A 17462-nucleotide genomic window follows, 5' to 3' on the forward strand; every position below is an offset into this window, starting at 1 on the left:
CACCCGACCCTCGCCATCCTCGACGTGGCACGAGAAGGCAAGGTGCAGCGGAGTGTCCGTCCCATGGATGCTCGCCTTGAGCGCCGTCCGAAGGGGCGCGCCGTCGTCGTCCACGACCTGCACAAGCGTGTAGTCGAATTTCATGCCAGCCCCCTGTTCTCTGCGGCCGCGGTGATCCGCTCGGCCATGCCCTTGAAGATGACGTCGTGGAACGGGACGATCGAGGCCCAGTAGAGCCGTCCCGCGAGGCCCTTCGGGAGGAAGACCGCCCGTTGGAAGTACAGGCTCCCCGAGCCGCGCGGCGAGACGGTCAGCTCGAGCCAGGCCCGGCCTGGGACACGCATCTCGGCTCGCAGGCGGAGGAGCCGTCCGCGTTCGAGGGCCTCGACGCGCCACCAGTCGAGCGCGTCGCCGAGCTGGAGCCGCCGCGGATCGCGCCGCCCCCGGCGCAGGCCCACGCCGCCCGCGAGCTTGTCCATCCACCCTCGCACCGCCCAGGCGAGCGGGAACGAGTACCAGCCGTTCTCCCCGCCGATGCTCTCGATGACCTCCCACAGCCGCTCCGGCGGAGCGGACGTGTAGTGCGTCCGGGTGTCCTTGAACACCCTGCTGCCGGCCCACTCCGGGTCGCTCGGCAGCGGGTCTGAGGGTGCTTCGAGCGCCGTCGACCCCGCCCACGTCGTCTCGACCTCGCCTCGCTTGATCTTCACGAGCGCGAGCTCGACGGCGCGCTCGTAGCTCGTCAGCCCGCCCTCCGGCTCCGGAATGTGCTCGCCGATGCTCGCATCCCGCACGACGCAGTCGTTTTGGAGCGACTCGACGAGCGGGATCGCTAGGGCCCTCGGAATCGGGGTGACGAGGTTGACCCACTGGGCGGCGAGCCATGGCGTGAGGACAGGAAGCGGCAGGATGAGCGGGGCGCGCATGCCGGCGACGCGTGCGTAGCCGCGCATCATGTCCGCATACGTGAGCACGTCGGGACCGCCGATGTCGAAGGTTCGGTTGACGCTCTCCGGAAGCTCGGCGGCCTTCTCGAGGTAGTACAGAGCGTCGCGGACGGCGATGGGCTGGACGCGATTGAGCACCCAGCGGGGAGCGGGCATGACGGGCAGGACGTCGGTGAGATGCCGCACCATCTCGAAGCTGGCCGAGCCGGAACCGATCACGAGCCCGGCCTGCAGCACAACTGTGGGCACCCCGGAATCCAAGAGGATGCGCCCCACCTCGGACCGGGACTGCAGGTGCCGGCTCAGTCGCTCCCCGGGGTTGAGGCCGCTCAGGTACACGAGGCGGGAAACGCCGCCCTTCGCGGCGGCGCGCGCGAGGGCCTCGGCCCCCGCTTGCTCGGTCCGCGCGAAGTCGCCGCCGCCCTTGCCACCGCCGTTCCCGCCCATCGAGTGCACGAGGTAGTAGACGACGTCGGCCCCCTCGCACAGCGCCCCGACGGCGCCGGCGTCTTCGAGGCTCCCTTCGACGACGTCGACCTCGTCCCGCCAGGGCACGTCTCGGAGCTTCTTCGGGTTGCGCGCAAGCACGCGGACCCGATGGCCCGCCTCGAGAAGGCGCGGAACGAGCCGGCCGCCGATGTAGCCGGTGGCGCCGGTGACGGCTACGAGGCGGCTCATGCGTGCTCCGTCCTGTGCAGCGTGCGCGGCCCGGCGAGCAGGAGGCCTGCCGCAACCACGGCAGCCGCAGCGGTCCCCGCGGTCAGCGCCGTCATGGGAAGAACCAACGGCCCACTCGAGCGTGCGACGGCGATCCACGCCAGACCCCAGGCGATCGAGAGGAGCGGCGCCCAGGAGCGCCTGAATGCGAGGGAAATCCCGACGAGGGCGGCGACGCAGAGGACGACGACGGAGGCCGGTTCGGCGGGCAGCACGAGTCCCGCCCACGCGAGGACCGCGGCGACGTTCGCGAGCGTAGCCACGCAGATCCAACCGAGGTACAGGCCGAACATTCCGTCGCTCAGGAGAGCTTCGGCCCTCGATCTCGGCGCGTGCGTCTTCGAGAGCTGGAAGATCCGGCAGAGGACGGCCAGGAGAGCCACCATGACTCCGAGACTAGCGGGGACGGAGCCGAGTTGGACCGCCCAGAGCCAAGCCGCGTTCAGGAGCATGGAGGCGGCAGTCAGAACGGCCGCGGGCAGGGCAGAGCGCTGATTCGTCACTTGGGCTTGCATACTGTCCCCCTCTAGACAGGGCCTGATTTCTCGATAATCATATTTCTCGAAGATCGAGACATCAAGGGTTGGGGCCAAGCCCGGCCCAAGGGTGTCCAGTCGAGGAGGCGACGATGAGCGGAACGGCCACTCAGGCAGCAGCGAAGCCGCGCGAGGCAGCTCTCCCCGAGGGGGGTGCCCGGGCTACGAAACCGACGTGGGCAAGCGTCGCCCCCCGGGTGGAGGAGTTGCTCGCGGACTTCTGCGCCTCGGAGCAGGCAGCGGCGCCGTTGGGCCGAGCGCAGGAGCTGTGGTTCCACAGCGTCCGATCGCTCGAGGGCGGGAAACGGGTCCGGCCCCAACTGGCATGTCTCGCCTACACCTCATTCGGAGGCAGATCGGAAGAGGCGTGCGCCGCCACGGGTGCTGCGTTCGAGCTCCTGCACGCGTCGCTCCTCCTCCACGACGACGTGATCGACCGCGACTTCGTGCGCCGAGGGCGCCCCAACATCGCGGGGATCTACCGCGCCGACGGCCTCCGGCGCGGCCTTCCGCCCTCCGAGGCCGAACACCTCGGCGCCTCGGTCGCAATCATCGCCGGCGACCTTCTCCTCACGGCTTCGTTGCGAATGCTCGAGCGGGCGACGCCGGTCCCTCGCGTGCGCGATCGTCTCGCCTCGATCTTCCATCGGGCGATCACCGACGCCGCGGCCGGCGAGCTTGCCGACGTCCTCCTCTCGCGCGGGGGTGCCCTCTCCGGCGCGGATGCCGGAAGCGTCGACGACGTCCTCGAGATGGAGCGGCTGAAGACTGCCGGCTACTCGTTCGAGGCACCGCTCTGCGCGGGAGCGATCCTCGCTGGGGCCACGCCCCAGGAGGTGGAGGCCGTCGGGCGCGTCGGGAGCCTCATCGGCATGGCGTACCAGGTCATCGACGACGTCCTCGGAACGTTCGGCGACGAACGGCAGACCGGCAAGTCAACGACGTCGGACCTGCGCGAGGGCAAGCTCACGGTCCTCACGGCCTTCGCCCGTGAGCATCCCCTCATCGCCCGCCACCTCGCGCATGAGAGCGAGGGCGACGACGGCCGGAATCCCGACGAGGTGAGGGAAATCCTCGACAAGGCGGGCGCGCGGGGCCACGCCCTCACCCTCGCCCACTCGCTCGTGACCGAGGCACTCGACGAGGCGCGCCGAGCCGAGCTGCCTCCAGCGCTCCGTTCCGAGCTCACCCGCATCTGCAACCACGTCCTCCACCGGGAGAGCTGATGTCCTACGCGCTGACGTCCCCCCTGAGCCGCTACACGGCCGCCGCGACGGCGAGCTCCGCCGTCGTCATACGCCGGTATTCAACGTCGTTCGGGCTCGCATGCCGCCTTCTTGCGCCCGAGCTGCGGCCCGAGATCGAGAACATCTACGCGCTCGTCCGGCTCGCCGACGAAGTGGTCGACGGCGCGGCGAGCGGCGCGGGTCTTCCGGCCGCGCTCGTGCTCGAACAGCTCGACATCCTCGAAGGCGAGACCTACGCCGCGCTCGAGCTGGGCTACAGCACGAACCTCGTGGTCCACGCCTTCGTCCAGACGGCCAGGCGCTCGGGGATCGGCCGCGACCTCGTCACGCCGTTCTTCGCCTCGATGCGGCGCGACTGCCAGATCCTCGCCCACTCCGGGGAGTCGCTCGGCGAGTACATCTACGGCTCCGCGGAGGTCGTGGGGCTCATGTGCCTGCGTGTCTTCCTCCAAGACGCTCAGGCAACGGCCGCGGAGCGCTCCGCGATGGCGGATTCGGCCCGCCACCTCGGAGCCGCATTCCAGAAGGTCAACTTCCTCCGGGATCTAGGGCAGGATTCGGCCGAGCTGGGGCGGCGGTACTTCCCGGGCGTCGATCCGCAGCATCTGCACGAACGGCAGAAGGCAGCCCTCGTCGAGGACCTCAGGGCGGATCTGGCCGCCTCGCTGCCCGGGCTGCGCCTGCTCCCCATCTCGTCGCGAAGAGCCGTCGCGCTCGCCCACGCGATCTTCTCAGCACTCGCCGACCGCATCGACGCGTGCCCAGCCGAGCTGCTCCCCACAACGCGCGTGAGCGTTCCCACCGGCACCAAGGCGCGCCTCGCGGCGGCGGTGCTGCTCGGCCTGGGGCGAGGGAGGGCGGCATGAGGCGCCGCGTCGTCGTGATCGGCGGGGGCATCGCGGGGCTCGCGACAGCCGCACTGCTCGCTCGGGACGGGCACACCGTGCACCTGCTCGAGCAGCAGGATTCGCTCGGGGGCCGCGCGGGGCGCTGGGAGGCGGACGGCTTCCGGTTCGACACCGGGCCGTCGTGGTACCTCATGCCGGAGGTCATCGACCATTGGTTCCGCCTCATGGGCACGAGCGCGGAGGCCGAACTCGACCTCGTGCGCCTGGATCCGGGCTACCGGACGTTCTTCGAGGGTGAGCCCGCGCCCGTGGATGTCGGCGGCGGCCGCGGTGGTGCCGTGGCCCTCTTCGAATCGCTGGACCCGGGCTCCGGGACCGCGCTCGCGAGGTACCTCGACGAGGCCGAGGACGCATACCGGATCGCCACCCAGCGCTTCCTCTACGACGACTTCTCCTCGCTCCGTGGGCTCGCAAGTCCGGACCTCCTGCGCAGGCTGCCCCGACTCGTCGCCCTCCTCACCCAGACGCTCGAGGGACGCATCGCGCGCCGGTTCCGCGACCCGCGCGAGCGGCAGGTTCTCGGTTACCCGGCCGTCTTCCTGGGGACGACGCCGTTCCGTGCCCCCGCGCTGTATGCGCTCATGAGCCACCTCGACCTCGGCCAAGGGATTCTGTACCCGCGGGGCGGGTTCGCCGCACTCGTGGATGCAATGGAGCGGCTTGCGCGCAGGGCAGGCGTCGACGTCCGGCTCGGTGCCCGAGCCCAGCGGATCCTAACCGGGGTTGCTGGGGGCGGCGCCCGTGCCGAGGGCGTCGAGTGGACGGACGACGGCGGGCGAGGGCACCGCCTGAGCGCGGACCTTGTGGTCGGAGCGGCCGACCTGCACCACCTCGAGACTGAACTCCTTCCGGCCTCCCTCCGCTCACACCCCGAGGACGCGTGGGCGCGCCGTGACCCCGGGCCGGGCGCAGTCCTCGCGTGCCTCGGCATCCGCGGGGAGTTGCCAGAGCTCGCCCACCACAACCTGTTCTTCGCGAGGGACTGGCGGGACAACTTCAGGCGTATCGCCGCCGGATCGCCGCTCCCCGACCCGACGTCGCTCTACGTGTCCCGGACGAGTGCGACCGACCCTCATGCGGCTCCGGCGGGTGGAGAGAGCCTGTTCGTCCTTGTGCCGGCACCGGCAAAGCCCGAGTGGGGGCGCGGCGGCGTCGACGGCTCGGGTTCTCCCGTAGTGGAGGCGGTGGCGGATGCCGCCATCCGGCAGGTGTCCGTGTGGGCCGGGATTCCGGACCTTGCGACGCGGGTCGCCGTCCGGCGCACGATCGGCCCGGGCGACTTCGCGGCGGATTTCAACGCGTGGCGCGGGGGCGCCCTCGGGCTCGCGCACACGCTCGGCCAGAGCGCGATGTTCCGCCCTGCCAATGCGAGCCGAAAGGTTTCGGGGCTGCTGTACTCCGGTGCGTCCGTGCGGCCCGGGATCGGCGTCCCGATGTGCCTCATCAGCGCCGAGCTCGTGCTGAAACGGGTGCGGGGAGACCGGCGGCCCGGGCCGGTGGCTCCGGGCAAGCCCTGGGCTGGTCAACTCGCGGCGGACTCCTTGGCGGCGGAGTCCCTGCCGGCGGAGGCATCATGGCCTATTTGAGCTGCCTGCTTCTAGCTGCCGCCTGCCTTGGCGCTCTCGATCGCCGCTTTAGGCTCTTCCTCTGGCGGACACCGCGTGCCGCCGCGCTGGTACTCGCGGCCGGCGTCGTCTTCTTCCTCGCGTGGGACGCCGCCGGAATCGCGGCTGGCGTCTTCGAGCACGCTCCCACGCCGCTCGCAACGGGCCTCATGCTGGCGCCCGAGCTTCCGCTCGAGGAGCCCTTCTTCCTCGCCTTCTTCTGCTATACGGCCATGCTGCTGTTCGCGGGCGCCGAGCGTGTGTTCGCCGGGAGGCGGGGCTCGTGACGTATGCGCTCGTCGACGTCGTCTTCCTCTCGCTCGCGTGCGTGGCCCTCGCGTGTCTCGGCCTCCCCGCGAGCTGGCGCCCCCTGTTCGCCGCCGGCACAGCCCTCATGGCGCTGACGGCCGTCTTCGACAGCGTCATGATCGGCCTTGGCCTCTTCGGCTATCGGGCCAGCACCCTCAGCGGCATCTTCGTCGGCCTCGCACCCGTCGAGGACTTCGCGTACCCGCTCGCGGCCGCCGTCGTCCTCCCGGCGCTGTGGCGACGGCTGCGCCCAGCCCCTTCCACCCGAAGGCCAGCCCCTTCCACCCGAAGGCCAGCCCCTTCCACCCGCAAGCCAGCCCCTTCCAGCCGAAAGGGGGACGCATGACCCTCGCCCTCCCCGCACGCCGCGGCCTGATCGGCGCGGTCGTCGTCTCCTCCCGCCCGCTCTCTTGGGTCAACACCGCGTATCCGTTCGCGGCCGCCTATTTCCTCGCGAGCCGAAGCGTCGATTGGCGACTGCTGGTCGGGACGCTGTTCTTCCTCGTGCCCTACAACGCGGCGATGTACGGCACGAATGACGTCTTCGACTACGAGTCCGACCTCCGGAATCCACGAAAGGGCGGTGCCGAGGGGGGAGTGCTGGACCCGTCGCTGCATAGCGCCACGCTCTGGCTCGGGTGGGGATCCTGCGCGCCGTTCGTTGCCCTGCTGGTGCTTGGCGGGCCGCCCAGCAGCTGGGCCGCGCTCGCGGTCTCGCTCTTCGCGGTCGCCGCCTACAGCCTGCCCGTGCTCCGGTTCAAGGAGCGGCCCGTCCTGGATTCGATCACGTCGAGCACGCATTTCGTCTCTCCCGCGGTATACGGCCTCGCGCTCGCGGGCGCCGGTCCCTCGGCCGGCGTGCTCGCCGCCTTGGGCGCCTTCTTCGCGTGGGGCGTCGCGAGCCATGCGTTCGGCGCGGTGCAGGACATCGTCCCGGACCGCGAGGCCGGCATTGCCTCCGTGGCCACCCTGTTCGGCGCCCGCGCGACGGTGCGCATCGCCGTCGTCTGCTACCTTGCGGCAGCGGCTCTGCTGCTGCTCGGCTCGGAAGGGCTGGGCAGATGGGCCGGCCTGCTCGCGCTCCCTTACGCCGCAAACGCGGCCCCGTTCCTGAGGCTGGGCGATGCGGAATCCGGGCGTGCCCGCGCGGGCTGGCGCCGCTTCCTCTGGTTCAACTACCTGACAGGATTCCTCGTGACTCTCGTCCTCATCGCGATAGGGCTGAGCCTGTGACCTCCCCTTCCCTCGTCTGGTTCCGTGACGACCTGCGGATCACCGACAATCCCGCGCTCCACGCCGCGACGGACGCCGGGCCGACCCTCGCGCTCTACGTGCTCGACGAGGAATCCCCGGGCGTGCGCCCGTTGGGCGGAGCGGCCCGCTGGTGGCTCCACCACGCGCTCGTGGCCTTGCGCGAGGAGCTCGATCGGATCGGTGTGCCGCTCGTCCTGCGGCGTGGCGCGGCGGCCGCCGTCGTCCCCGCTGTGGCTGCGGAGGCCGGGGCCGGCGGGCTGTTCTGGAACCGCCGCTATGGGGGAGGGGAGCGGCGCGCCGACGCGGCGGTGAAGCAGATCGCCCGCTCCTCCGGTCTGCGAGCCGAGAGCCATCAGGCCTCGCTCCTGCACGAGCCGTGGGAGCTGACCACGCGCCAAGGCGGCCCCTACAAGGTCTTCACGCCATTCTGGAAAGAGCTCAGCTCCCACGATTTCCGCCATCCCCTGCCCGCTCCCCAGCGGCAGCGGGTGCCGGAGAAGGCTCCCTGGGGAGACAGTCTCGAGCAGTGGGGCCTTCTCCCCAGGGACCCTGATTGGTCCGTTCCGCTCGCCGAGGCGTGGACCCCCGGACCTCGGGCTGCGGGCGAGTTCCTCGAGGAGTTCACGGACAGCGTCCTGAGCGGCTATTCCGAGGACCGCGAGCGGCCGGGACAGGCCGGCACAAGCCGGCTCTCGCCTTATCTGCGATGGGGCCATCTGAGCCCCTTCGAGGTGTGGCACGCGATCGGACGACGGCGCCACGAGGCTCCGGGGGGCAGCGCCGCCTTCGCCTCGGAGCTGGGCTGGCGCGAGTTCGCGTGGCACCAGCTCTACCACCATCCGGACCTCGCGACCGTCAATCTGCGGCGGGAATTCGATGCCTACCCATGGTGGTCCAAGGGCGACGGCGGCGGGCAAGCCGCGCTCCTGAGGCGCTGGCAGCGCGGGAGGACGGGCCTGCCCCTCGTCGACGCCGGCCAGCGCGAACTCTGGGCTACGGGATGGATGCACAACCGGGTCCGCATGGTCTCGGCGAGCCTGCTCGTGAAGAACCTGGGCATCGACTGGAGGCTTGGCGAGCAGTGGTTCTGGGACACCCTCGTGGATGCTGACGCCGCCTCCAACCCGTTCAACTGGCAGTGGGCCGCGGGCTGCGGAGCCGACGCCTCGCCGTTCTTCCGAATCTTCAACCCGCTCACCCAGGAGAAGACCCACGATCCCGACGGTACCTACACGCGCCGCTGGATTCCCGAGCTCGGTACACCGGACTACCCAGAGGCTTGCGTGGACCTCAAGGAGTCGCGCGAGGCGGCTCTCGAGGCCTTCCGCTCCTTGCCGCGAAACCGGGTATCGATTGGGCGGTCCTAGAATGTTCGGCGTGCCAGACGAGCCACGACCCGACGCCGAGAACCGTGATGAACTGCGCTCATCCCCGGGTTTTGAACTTCTGTTCCTGCTCCAGAAGTTCACAACAGAGGCCGAGCGCTACTCAGAGGTGGTGCGGCGGCAGCACGGCCTCGCGCGCAATGACATCCACGCCATCAACGCCGTCGTCGAAGCTGAACGCACCGGTGGCGTCGCGACGCCGGGCGAGCTCCGCGAGCGGCTGGTCCTCAGCTCGGCCGCTATGACCGCGGTGCTCGACAGGCTCGAGGCCTCGGGCCACCTCGAACGCCGGCACAGCGCAGAAGACCGCCGCCAGGTGCTGCTCGCCGCCACCCCGAGCGCTCGCGAGACGGGCCGGGAGATGTTCGACCCCATGGTCCAGCACATGCTCCCGATCCTCTCCGAGTACACGCCCGAGCAGATCGCCCTCGTGACCGGCATGATCCGGCAGCTGACGCTCGCGATCGCCGAGGCGCGGGAGGGGCTCGCGCGGGCCGAGGGGAAGCCTAGCGATTGAACTGGGGCGCCGCGGGGGATTAGCGTTTCGATCACCATGGGCTGGACCGAGTCTCTCCGCGGGTACTTCGGGCTCCCGGGGGCGCGCGGCGTCGTCGGAGCCCTGGCTGAACTTGTGCTCTGGTGGGCTGGCGGGACGATCTTCTGGCTCGCGACGGCCTCGACCCTCACCGTCAGCGAAACCTTGATCGCTGCGGCGGTCGCGCTGGCCGGAGCCGTCCTCGCGCGCCTCGCGAGGCGCGCGATTCCGTTCGCGGCACGGCCTGGGGTCGCATGGCTCCGCTGGACGGTGCTGGTCCCGGTCTCAGCCGTCGCCGACGCGCTGCGGCTCGTGCCCTGGCTCGGAGGGAGCCAGCCCGAGGATCTCGTCGAGAAGCGCTTGGCGGCTTCGACAGGCCAAGCCGAGACAGGCCTGCGGGCTGCTGGAATCGTGGCCCTGTCCGCGACGCCGGGGACCGTCGTCGTCGACTGCGAGCCGCGCTCCGGGACCGTGCGCATGCATTCCCTCGTGAACGGCTGGCCGCATCTCGACGAGCAGGTCGCGGCCGGTGCTGATTCTGCCCCTCGTCGATCGGAGCGTGAGTGAGCGACCAGACGCTGTGGACGGCCGTCACCCTCGCACTCCTCGTGGTCGGCGTCGCCCCTGCCGTTTACCTCGCGGCACGCGGAAGCAACATCCAGCGACTGATCGGCCTCCAACTCCTCAGCGTGTCGGGAAGCCTCGTTCTCATCGGGCTCTCGGCTATCGTCAACCAGTCCTCGTACCTCATCGTCCCGCTCGTGCTCGCCGTTCTCGCCGCCACGGGAACCCTTGTCTACACGCGCCTTCTGACGCCGCACATCGACACGGAGGAGGACGGTCAGTGAACGGAGTGGAAGCGTTCTTCGCGGGCCTCGCCGTCCTCGTCGTCGCCTACGCGAGCATCGGCGCCCTGATGGCACGCTCGCCCCTGGCGAAGCTCCACTTCCTGGCCCCTGCCACGACCATCGCCGTGCCGCTCTTCGGCATCGCGGCCTTGATCTACTTCGGGATCGGCCTCGCCGGCGCCGCCGTGGCGGTCGTTGCGCTCGTCGTCGCCTTCACGGGGCCCTCGCTGACGACGGCGATAGGCCGGGCGCTCGCTGCCGAGCAGGGGATCGACGTGGGGGAGCCGCCCGAATGAGTTCCGGCTTCCTCACGAACGCCCTTATCGCGGTGAGCCTCACCCTCGTGCTCGTGGGGGCCGCCGTCGTCGTCTTCACGCGGCCGCCGTCGAAGCAGGCCGTCGTGCTGTCCGTCTATGGGATTCTGCTCAGCATCTTCTTCGTGACGCTGCAAGCGCCGGACGTCGCGTTGAGCCAAGTGGCGATCGGAACCGCCGTCGTGCCGCTCATCGTGGTCCTCTCGATCAGGAAGATCGCGAGCATCCGGGACGAGGCTCGGAGCGAGCGGGAGGGAGAGCAGTCATGAGCCGCCGTGCCCGCCTGACCCTCCTGTGGATCGGCCTCGCCGCGTTCGGCGTCGCCATGGCGATTGCGTTCACCGGACTTCCGGGATTCGGGGGGACGTTCCATCCCTATCGGGACCTCGCCGTCGTGGCGACGTTCGCGCACGCGACGGCAAACGGCGTATCGAGCATCAACTTCGACCAGCGAGGCTTCGACACGTTCGGAGAGGAGACGATCCTGTTCTGCGCCGTGGTCGGGGTCGCGACGCTGCTCCGGCCTGTGCACCGGGAGCGGCGCCGAGAGGTCAGAAGCGGAGGCAGGGTCCTCGAATCCACGAGCCTCCTCGTCTACATCCTGTTCCCGCTGACGCTCGTGCTCGCGGCGGACGTCGTCACGCACGGGGCGATCACCCCGGGCGGAGGCTTCCAAGGTGGCGTCGTGCTCTCGACTGGGATCCACCTCCTCTATGTGGGCGGCCGATACACGCTGCTTCGCCGGCTCCGGCCGCTCGCATGGTTCGAGCAGGGGGAGGCTCTCGGCGTCGTCCTCTTCGGCGCGCTGGGGCTCGCGGGGGCGGCTCTCGGCTCAGCGCTGTTCGCCAACTTCGTCCCCCAAGGCCAGTTGAGCGACTTCATCTCGGCCGGCACAGTGCCGCTCTTCAATATCGCGGTCGGCATGACGGTGTGCAGCAGCGTCGTCATCCTGCTCGCAGGGTTCCTCGACCAGGCCCTCGCCATCCGTTCCGACCCCGGAACCCAAGGCGATCCGCCCGATGCCGACTCGAAGGAAGAGGCCGCCGCATGAGCTACTACGCCTATGGAGTTGCCGCAGCGGTCATGGCCCTTGGGCTGATCGGGATGGCGACAAGCCGCAACCTCGTCCACACGGTCGTGTGCCTCTCGGTCGCGCAGTCGGCTACGTACATCCTGCTCATCGCCGTCGGCTTCCAGTACGGCGGGGTCGCGCCCATCTTCGGCAACCAGGTGACCCAGCAGACGCCCGTCGTGGACCCCGTCGTCCAGGCCCTCACGCTCACCGACATCGTGGTCTCCGCCGCGGTCACGTCCATGCTGCTCGCGCTCGTGATCCAGATGGCCAAGCGCCGCAAGGCCGTTGACCCGGATAGCCTGAGCGGGCTGGAGGGCTGACCCCGATGCTTCCCGAGACGGTCGCCGCCCCCATGCTCCCGGTCCTCGTCATCGGGCTCATCCTCGTCGCGTGCGCGCTCATGTCCTTGGGACGGATCCTCCCCCGCCGCTCCACCGACGTGCTCTCCATCGGCGCCGCCCTCGCCGCCGTCGTCCTCGAAGCCATGATGCTCGTGACGGCGTCCGAGGGCCGCCTCGTGTACTGGATGGGCGGCTGGCCCTTCCGGAGCACGCGCGGAGTGGGGATTGCCCTCGTGGGGGACCAGGTCAGCGTCGGTATCGCCCTGCTCGCGAGCTCGCTCATGCTGGCTGCTCTCGTGTTCGCGTGGCGCTACTTCGAGTCGGAGAACGTCCACTTCCACGGGCTCATGGTGCTCTTCCTCGCCGGAATGACGGGCTTCGCGTTCGCTGGCGACGTCTTCACGATGTTCGTCTTCTTCGAACTTATGGGTGTAGCGGCATATGCGTTGACGGGCATAAAGAGCGAGGACCCCTCAGCAATCCACGGGGCGATCAACTTCGGCATAGTGAACTCGCTCGCGGCGTACCTCTCCCTTATGGGGGTCGCGCTCCTGTACGCGAGGACGGGCAACCTCAACATCGCGGCCCTCTCGCATGCCCTCGCGGGCGACCACAGCCTCCTCGTGCCGATCGCCTTCGTGCTGCTCCTCGCGGGGTTCCTCGTGAAGGCGGCGATTGCCCCGTTCCACTTCTGGCTCGCTGACGCCCACGCCGTCGCGCCCTCGCCGGTGTGCGTGCTGTTCTCGGGGGTCATGGTCGAGCTGGGGCTATACGGGATCGCCCGGGTCTACTGGGCCATCTTCAGCTCGACGGACATCGCATCCGCCGCTCAGCACGCGTTCCTCGTGCTCGGTGTGCTGACGGCCCTCGTCGGTGGGGTCATGTGCTTCCTCCAGCGGCACCTCAAGCGACTCTTGGCCTACTCCACCGTCTCCCACCTAGGGCTCTTCCTGACCGTGCTCGGCCTCTCCTCCCCGGAGGCCCTTGGCGGCGTCGCGCTGTACATTCTCGGCCACGCCGCCATCAAGGGCGCGCTCTTCCTGGAGTCGGGAGTGATCCTCGACCGCTATGGAAGCGTCGACGAGTTCAGCCTCCACGGGCGGGGGAGGGACGCACGGGCTCTCGGAGTCGCGTTCATCCTCTCGGGCATTGCCCTCGCGGGGGCCCCGCCGTTCGCTCTCGGCCTCGGCAAGGGCATCGCCGAGCACGGGCTCTCCGAGGCGAACGCGCCGTGGCTCGTGGCGCTCATGATCGCCGTCTCCGCCGTCACCGGCGGAGCCGTCCTCCGCGTGGGAGCGCGCATCTTCCTCGACGTCGGCTCCCCGCCCGAGGGGATAGAGGCGGAGGGGATGAGCGGCGACGAGGAGCACATCGAGGTCAGCATCGGCCGCGAGCACATTCCCGTCTCGATGATGGTGCCGGCCCTCGGCCTGCTGGCCGCCGGGCTGCTGCTGGGCTTCCTCCCGGAGGTGGGCACGGCCGTGAACCAGGCCGCGGAGCGTTTCATGGACCGCGACGGCTATGTGGGGGCGGTTCTCAACGGCGGCTTGGTGAACAGCGTCTCGGCATACACGACGACGGCGGAGCACGGCACCGCGTCCTGGGAGCCGGAGGGCATCTGGCTCGGTCTCCTGACGGTCGCGCTCGCGGTCGGCGTGGCGGCCTTCGGGGTGTTCCGCCACCGGATTCCCGAGCGCCTGCGTAGAGGCCGCGTCCTCGTGCGTCCGCCCCTCGAATTCCTGCGCCACATCCATTCGGGCAAGGTCGGCGACTACGTCGTGTGGCTGCTCATTGGGCTCGGCGCAAGCTGGACGGTGCTGCTGGTGTAGCGGTGGTTTCCGAGCGCCCATTCGCGGGTATCCGATGGCAATGCTCGTCCCTCGCGTCGCCGACGGCGTCCACCTCATCACCCACGCCTACGTCAACTGCTATGTCGTGGAGGACGACGACGGCGTGATCCTCGTCGACGCCGGCCTCCCCAGCATGTGGCCAATGTTGGTCGAGCTCCTTGAAAGCGTGAATCGGACCCCCGATGAGGTCCGGGCGCTCGTGCTGACTCACGGGCACTTCGACCACGTCGGCTTCGCACTCCGCGCCCACCGCGAATGGGGCACCCCTGTCCTCGTCCACCGCGAGGACGCACGCCTTGCGGCTCACCCCTATCGCTACCGTCCCCAGCGAAATCGGTTCCTCTACCCGTTCACGCATCCGGGCTCGCTGCCAAAGCTGGGCCGGATGGCGGCGGCTGGGGCGCTCATGGTGAGGGGCGTGGGCGATACCCGACCCCTCGGGCCGGGGACCGCTCTCCCCATCCCGGGATCGCCGAAGGTCATCCATACGCCTGGCCACACCGATGGGCACTGCATCCTCCACCTTCCCGGGCGCGATGCGCTGCTGACAGGTGACGCCATCGTCACGCTCGACCCCTACACGGGCCGCGCCGGGGCGCAGATCGTGGCCTCTGCTGCGACGAAGAGCACGGCTCAGGCGCTGGCCTCGCTCGACGCGATCGCAACGACGGGCGCAAGGATCCTCCTGCCGGGCCACGGGGAACCGTGGACGCGCGGTGCCGAGAGGGCTGTTGCCGAGGCGCTCCGTATCGGGGCCCACTAGACGTCTACGCCGCTTCGCTCGGTTCGCTCGCCTCCCGCGTCGCGTTCGGCCGGTGCGGCACGTAACGCGGGATGTACCTCCCGAGGATGGCGGCCCCAAGGAGTGCCAGCAGCCCGATCGCGCCGCTTGCCAAGGGCAGGGACGCGACCGCAGTGAGGCCCGCGACGAGCAGCGGCGCGGCGGCTTGACCGCCGTCGCCCGCGAACCGCCACGCGCCGAGGAAGGCGGCCGGGCTGTTCCGGGGCGCCAGGTCGGCGCCGAGCGTCATGACGATTCCGCTCCCCATGCCGTTGGCGAGGGAGAGAGCAAGGACGACGGCGACGAACCAGGCCGCGCGGCCCGGCACGTCGTGCACGAAGGCCAGGGCGACGAACCCGGTGCCGAGGCCGATCATGCAGGGCATGACGCTCCAGAGCCGGCCCCAGCGGTCCATGATGTGCCCGCTCGTGTAGAACAGTGCGAACTCGACGCCGCCCGCGATACCGATCACGAGGGCCGTGTTCGCCTCGCCGAGCCCGATGCTGAGCGCCCACAGTGGGAGGAGCGTGGTCCGCGCGGAACGGGCGGCGCCGACGAGGGCGACCCCCGAGCCCATGCGAAGAAGGACGGCCCGATGTGCCCAGATCGTGTGGAAGAGCCCGTGGTGCTCCGCTCGGTTGGCTGCCAAGGCCGCCGCCCGAGCCGGACCACTCGCGTGCAACGCCCGCTCGGGGTCCGGAAGGATCAGGAGTGAGAGGGCGGCGGCCGCGCAGCCGACGGCGAAGATCCAGAACGCCGACTGCGGGTTGCCCGTGGCCGTGATGACGGCGGAGGCGATGAGCGGCCCGATGAACCAGCCGCCACGGAAGATCCCCCCGAGCGTCGAGAGCGCGCGGGCACGGTAACGCAGCGGCACGTGCGTGGTCATGAACGCGTGCCGAGCGAGTGCGAAGACCGCGGTCGCGACGCCGATCAGCAGCACGCCCCCGAGGAGCACCCACGGATTGGGTGCGGCGAGGCACACGAGAATTCCGCCGAGGGCCACGAACGCGGCGCCCATCATGGAGGCGCGCTCGCCGATCCTGGAGACGACCCATCCGGCGGGAATGTCTCCCGCGAGCTCGCCCACCATGACCATCGACGCCACAAAGCCCGCGAGAGCGAGGGAAGCCCCGAGGTTGTGCGCCGCGATCGGGATGATCGGCAGGATCGCGCCCTCTCCGGTCGAGAACAGGAGAGTCGGGAGGAAGACCGGCAGCGCTATTGAGCGAAAGGTGAAGGGGGCATCGGAAGGCATGGCCCTTTCACCCTACGCCTGCCGTAGCATCGGAAATCAGGCACCGACTTCGGAAAGGCACTCCCATGCTGAAGTTCTCACTGGACGCTCTCGCCCGCGAACACCTCGACCGTGCGGCCACAAGCTCGGCTGGGCGCAGCGCGACCACGGTCCATGGCGGCCATGAACAGGCTTTGCGCCAGACGCTCGTCGCCCTCCGCGCTGGAACTTCGCTCACCGAGCACGACAGCCCGGGCGAGGCCACCCTGATCGTTCTCCGGGGCCGGGTGAGGCTGAACGCGAATGAGGATGCGTGGGAGGGCCGAACCGGGGACTTTCTTGCCATTCCGCCTGCCAGGCACAGCCTTGACGCGATCGAAGACAGCGTCGTCCTGCTGACCGTAGTCAAGGGGTAGGAGAGGCGCTCAGGCGTGCTCGGCCTCGTACCGGACCTTGATTGCCCCTCGCTTGACCTTGACCTCGAGGATGCGGACGTTTGCGAGGTCGGAGAGCGAGCGCACATGGGTCCCGCCGCACGGTTCGGTGTTCACGCCCTCGATCGTGACAGTGCGATACCCGGCCCCATCCACTGAGGACGTGACCGCCCCGCCGCCCGCCAAGGCGGCGTCCATTCCCGCCTGCAGTTCGGCTCGGACGGCCTCCCGCGACTCAGGCGTCGCGAGCTCCTCCTCGTGCCCCTCGGGGTCGAAATCGAGGCGTGCCTGCCCGGGATAGTGGCTGTGCCCTGAGTGCTGCCATCCCCGCCCCTCGCCGAGCGCACCGAGCACATGACCCGCGGTGTGGAGGGCGGCGTGCAGACGCCGCTTCTCAGCATCCACCGAACAGACGACGGCGGCACCGACCTCGAGCGTCGACGGCGCCCCCGTCAGGACGACGACGCCCGCATCGTCGCGCTCAGGGGTGATGGGCACGCCGTCGACCGTTCCCTCATCGGAAGGCTGGCCGCCGCCCTTGGGATGGAAGATGTTCGGCGAGACGGCCACCCAACGATCACCGTCGGCATCGCCTGTTGCGACCACCGCTGCGGCCGAATCCGTGAGGTACGTGTCGGTGTAGTAGGCCTGCTCCTGCTGGACGGCCACGTCAGCCGCGCCAGCGCAGGGTCATGAGGAACCCGGCGATTGCGATGCCGAAGCCAATGAGGATGTTCCAGTTCCCGAATGCGGGCACGGGGAAGAGGCCCTGGGTGACGTAGAAGACGATGATCCACAGCAGCCCGACCACCATGAAGGTGAACATCAGGTACTTGTACCACTGGGGCGTCGGGCCACCGGCGGCGCGAGCGGGGCGCTTCTTCCGCTTCTTGGCCTTGGGCTTCCGCGTGTCCTTCTTGGCGCCTGCGTCTTTCTTCCCGCCGGCGTCCTTCTTGACGCCTGGCTTCACGGGAGCGGACTTGCTGGAAGCCGTCTTCGGACCCTTATCGGTGCTGCCCGTCACGCTAGGGGCCACCGTCTGGGGCAGGTCCTTCGGCGTCGAGCCTGCGGGCTCGGGCTTCTCCGTCGATTCGGGCACTGGTCCTCCTCGGGGCCGGCTTCGGCTGAGCTCGGGCCCGC

The 17462-nt window shown here is 69.7% G+C and carries 22 protein-coding genes; 17 read left to right on the forward strand and 5 right to left on the reverse strand.

Annotated elements, in window-relative coordinates; all coding sequences use genetic code 11:
- Window positions 1–140: 140 nt before the first annotated feature.
- Both LK10_RS09285 and LK10_RS09290 read right to left on the reverse strand, forming a co-directional pair.
- Window positions 141–1625, reverse strand: a complete 1485-nt coding sequence (locus LK10_RS09285) for an SDR family oxidoreductase (RefSeq protein ID WP_043122783.1) — start codon at window positions 1623–1625, stop codon at window positions 141–143.
- Window positions 1622–2167 carry a hypothetical protein gene (locus LK10_RS09290; protein WP_156144108.1) on the reverse strand — a complete coding sequence of 182 codons (546 nt, stop codon included), beginning with the start codon at window positions 2165–2167 and terminating at the stop codon, window positions 1622–1624. The genes LK10_RS09285 and LK10_RS09290 overlap by 4 nt, the downstream gene beginning before the upstream one ends.
- A 125-nt stretch (window positions 2168–2292) precedes the next feature.
- Here LK10_RS09290 and LK10_RS09295 point away from each other — a divergent pair, with 125 nt between their 5' ends.
- Genes LK10_RS09295 through LK10_RS09370 form a run of 16 tightly spaced genes read left to right on the forward strand, consistent with a single transcriptional unit; the run spans window position 2293 to window position 14633 of the window.
- Window positions 2293–3426, forward strand: coding sequence for a polyprenyl synthetase family protein (locus LK10_RS09295; RefSeq protein ID WP_043122786.1), 1134 nt, complete (start codon window positions 2293–2295; stop codon window positions 3424–3426).
- Window positions 3426–4313: a phytoene/squalene synthase family protein gene (locus LK10_RS09300; RefSeq protein WP_043122787.1), complete on the forward strand. Its 888-nt coding sequence runs from the start codon at window positions 3426–3428 to the stop codon at window positions 4311–4313. The genes LK10_RS09295 and LK10_RS09300 overlap by 1 nt, the downstream gene beginning before the upstream one ends.
- Entirely contained in the window at window positions 4310–5941 is a 1632-nt protein-coding gene (gene crtI, locus LK10_RS09305; protein WP_052207158.1) for a phytoene desaturase family protein, read from the forward strand. Before LK10_RS09300 ends, crtI begins: the two co-directional genes overlap by 4 nt.
- Window positions 5929–6246, forward strand: a complete 318-nt coding sequence (locus tag LK10_RS09310) for a lycopene cyclase domain-containing protein (RefSeq protein WP_043122790.1) — start codon at window positions 5929–5931, stop codon at window positions 6244–6246. Before crtI ends, LK10_RS09310 begins: the two co-directional genes overlap by 13 nt.
- Window positions 6243–6614, forward strand: a complete 372-nt coding sequence (locus LK10_RS09315) for a lycopene cyclase domain-containing protein (RefSeq protein ID WP_081998414.1) — start codon at window positions 6243–6245, stop codon at window positions 6612–6614. The genes LK10_RS09310 and LK10_RS09315 overlap by 4 nt, the downstream gene beginning before the upstream one ends.
- Entirely contained in the window at window positions 6611–7501 is an 891-nt protein-coding gene (locus tag LK10_RS09320; RefSeq protein ID WP_043122793.1) for a prenyltransferase, read from the forward strand. The genes LK10_RS09315 and LK10_RS09320 overlap by 4 nt, the downstream gene beginning before the upstream one ends.
- A complete protein-coding gene (locus LK10_RS09325) occupies window positions 7498–8889 on the forward strand; it encodes a cryptochrome/photolyase family protein (protein ID WP_043122796.1) in 1392 nt (463 codons plus the stop codon). The genes LK10_RS09320 and LK10_RS09325 overlap by 4 nt, the downstream gene beginning before the upstream one ends.
- Window positions 8890–8899: 10 nt before the next feature.
- Entirely contained in the window at window positions 8900–9424 is a 525-nt protein-coding gene (locus LK10_RS09330; protein ID WP_197061901.1) for a MarR family winged helix-turn-helix transcriptional regulator, read from the forward strand.
- 36 nt (window positions 9425–9460) lie between these two features.
- Window positions 9461–10009, forward strand: a complete 549-nt coding sequence (locus tag LK10_RS22265; protein WP_043122799.1) for a hypothetical protein — start codon at window positions 9461–9463, stop codon at window positions 10007–10009.
- Window positions 10006–10290 (forward strand): monovalent cation/H+ antiporter complex subunit F, encoded by a 285-nt coding sequence (locus LK10_RS09340; protein WP_197061902.1) that lies wholly within the window; start codon window positions 10006–10008, stop codon window positions 10288–10290. The genes LK10_RS22265 and LK10_RS09340 overlap by 4 nt, the downstream gene beginning before the upstream one ends.
- Window positions 10287–10586: a monovalent cation/H(+) antiporter subunit G gene (locus tag LK10_RS09345; protein ID WP_043122802.1), complete on the forward strand. Its 300-nt coding sequence runs from the start codon at window positions 10287–10289 to the stop codon at window positions 10584–10586. Before LK10_RS09340 ends, LK10_RS09345 begins: the two co-directional genes overlap by 4 nt.
- On the forward strand, window positions 10583–10873 hold the full coding sequence (locus LK10_RS09350) for a Na(+)/H(+) antiporter subunit B (RefSeq protein ID WP_043122805.1): 291 nt from the start codon (window positions 10583–10585) through the stop codon (window positions 10871–10873). Before LK10_RS09345 ends, LK10_RS09350 begins: the two co-directional genes overlap by 4 nt.
- A complete protein-coding gene (locus LK10_RS09355; protein ID WP_043122807.1) occupies window positions 10870–11655 on the forward strand; it encodes an MnhB domain-containing protein in 786 nt (261 codons plus the stop codon). The genes LK10_RS09350 and LK10_RS09355 overlap by 4 nt, the downstream gene beginning before the upstream one ends.
- On the forward strand, window positions 11652–11999 hold the full coding sequence (locus tag LK10_RS09360; RefSeq protein ID WP_043122809.1) for a sodium:proton antiporter: 348 nt from the start codon (window positions 11652–11654) through the stop codon (window positions 11997–11999). Before LK10_RS09355 ends, LK10_RS09360 begins: the two co-directional genes overlap by 4 nt.
- A 5-nt stretch (window positions 12000–12004) precedes the next feature.
- Window positions 12005–13849 (forward strand): complex I subunit 5 family protein, encoded by a 1845-nt coding sequence (locus tag LK10_RS09365; protein WP_081998415.1) that lies wholly within the window; start codon window positions 12005–12007, stop codon window positions 13847–13849.
- A gap of 34 nt (window positions 13850–13883) precedes the next feature.
- Complete coding sequence (locus LK10_RS09370) at window positions 13884–14633, forward strand: MBL fold metallo-hydrolase (protein WP_331377457.1); 750 nt, start codon at window positions 13884–13886, stop codon at window positions 14631–14633.
- Window positions 14634–14637: 4 nt separating this feature from the next.
- On the opposite strand, the gene LK10_RS09375 is transcribed toward LK10_RS09370, so the two are convergent.
- Window positions 14638–15909 carry an MFS transporter gene (locus LK10_RS09375; protein ID WP_052207160.1) on the reverse strand — a complete coding sequence of 424 codons (1272 nt, stop codon included), beginning with the start codon at window positions 15907–15909 and terminating at the stop codon, window positions 14638–14640.
- Between the two features lie 65 nt (window positions 15910–15974).
- On the opposite strand from LK10_RS09375, the gene LK10_RS09380 reads away from it, so the two are divergent.
- Window positions 15975–16304, forward strand: a complete 330-nt coding sequence (locus tag LK10_RS09380) for a cupin domain-containing protein (protein WP_043122812.1) — start codon at window positions 15975–15977, stop codon at window positions 16302–16304.
- 9 nt (window positions 16305–16313) lie between these two features.
- On the opposite strand, the gene LK10_RS09385 is transcribed toward LK10_RS09380, so the two are convergent.
- Window positions 16314–16991, reverse strand: coding sequence for a serine-tRNA(Ala) deacylase AlaX (locus tag LK10_RS09385; RefSeq protein ID WP_043122816.1), 678 nt, complete (start codon window positions 16989–16991; stop codon window positions 16314–16316).
- 1 nt (window position 16992) lies between these two features.
- Window positions 16993–17421: a cell division protein CrgA gene (locus LK10_RS09390; RefSeq protein WP_231567701.1), complete on the reverse strand. Its 429-nt coding sequence runs from the start codon at window positions 17419–17421 to the stop codon at window positions 16993–16995.
- Window positions 17422–17462 lie beyond the last annotated feature (41 nt).

The sequence above is a fragment of the Sinomonas humi genome, from assembly GCF_000802235.1.
Lineage (GTDB): Bacteria > Actinomycetota > Actinomycetes > Actinomycetales > Micrococcaceae > Sinomonas > Sinomonas humi.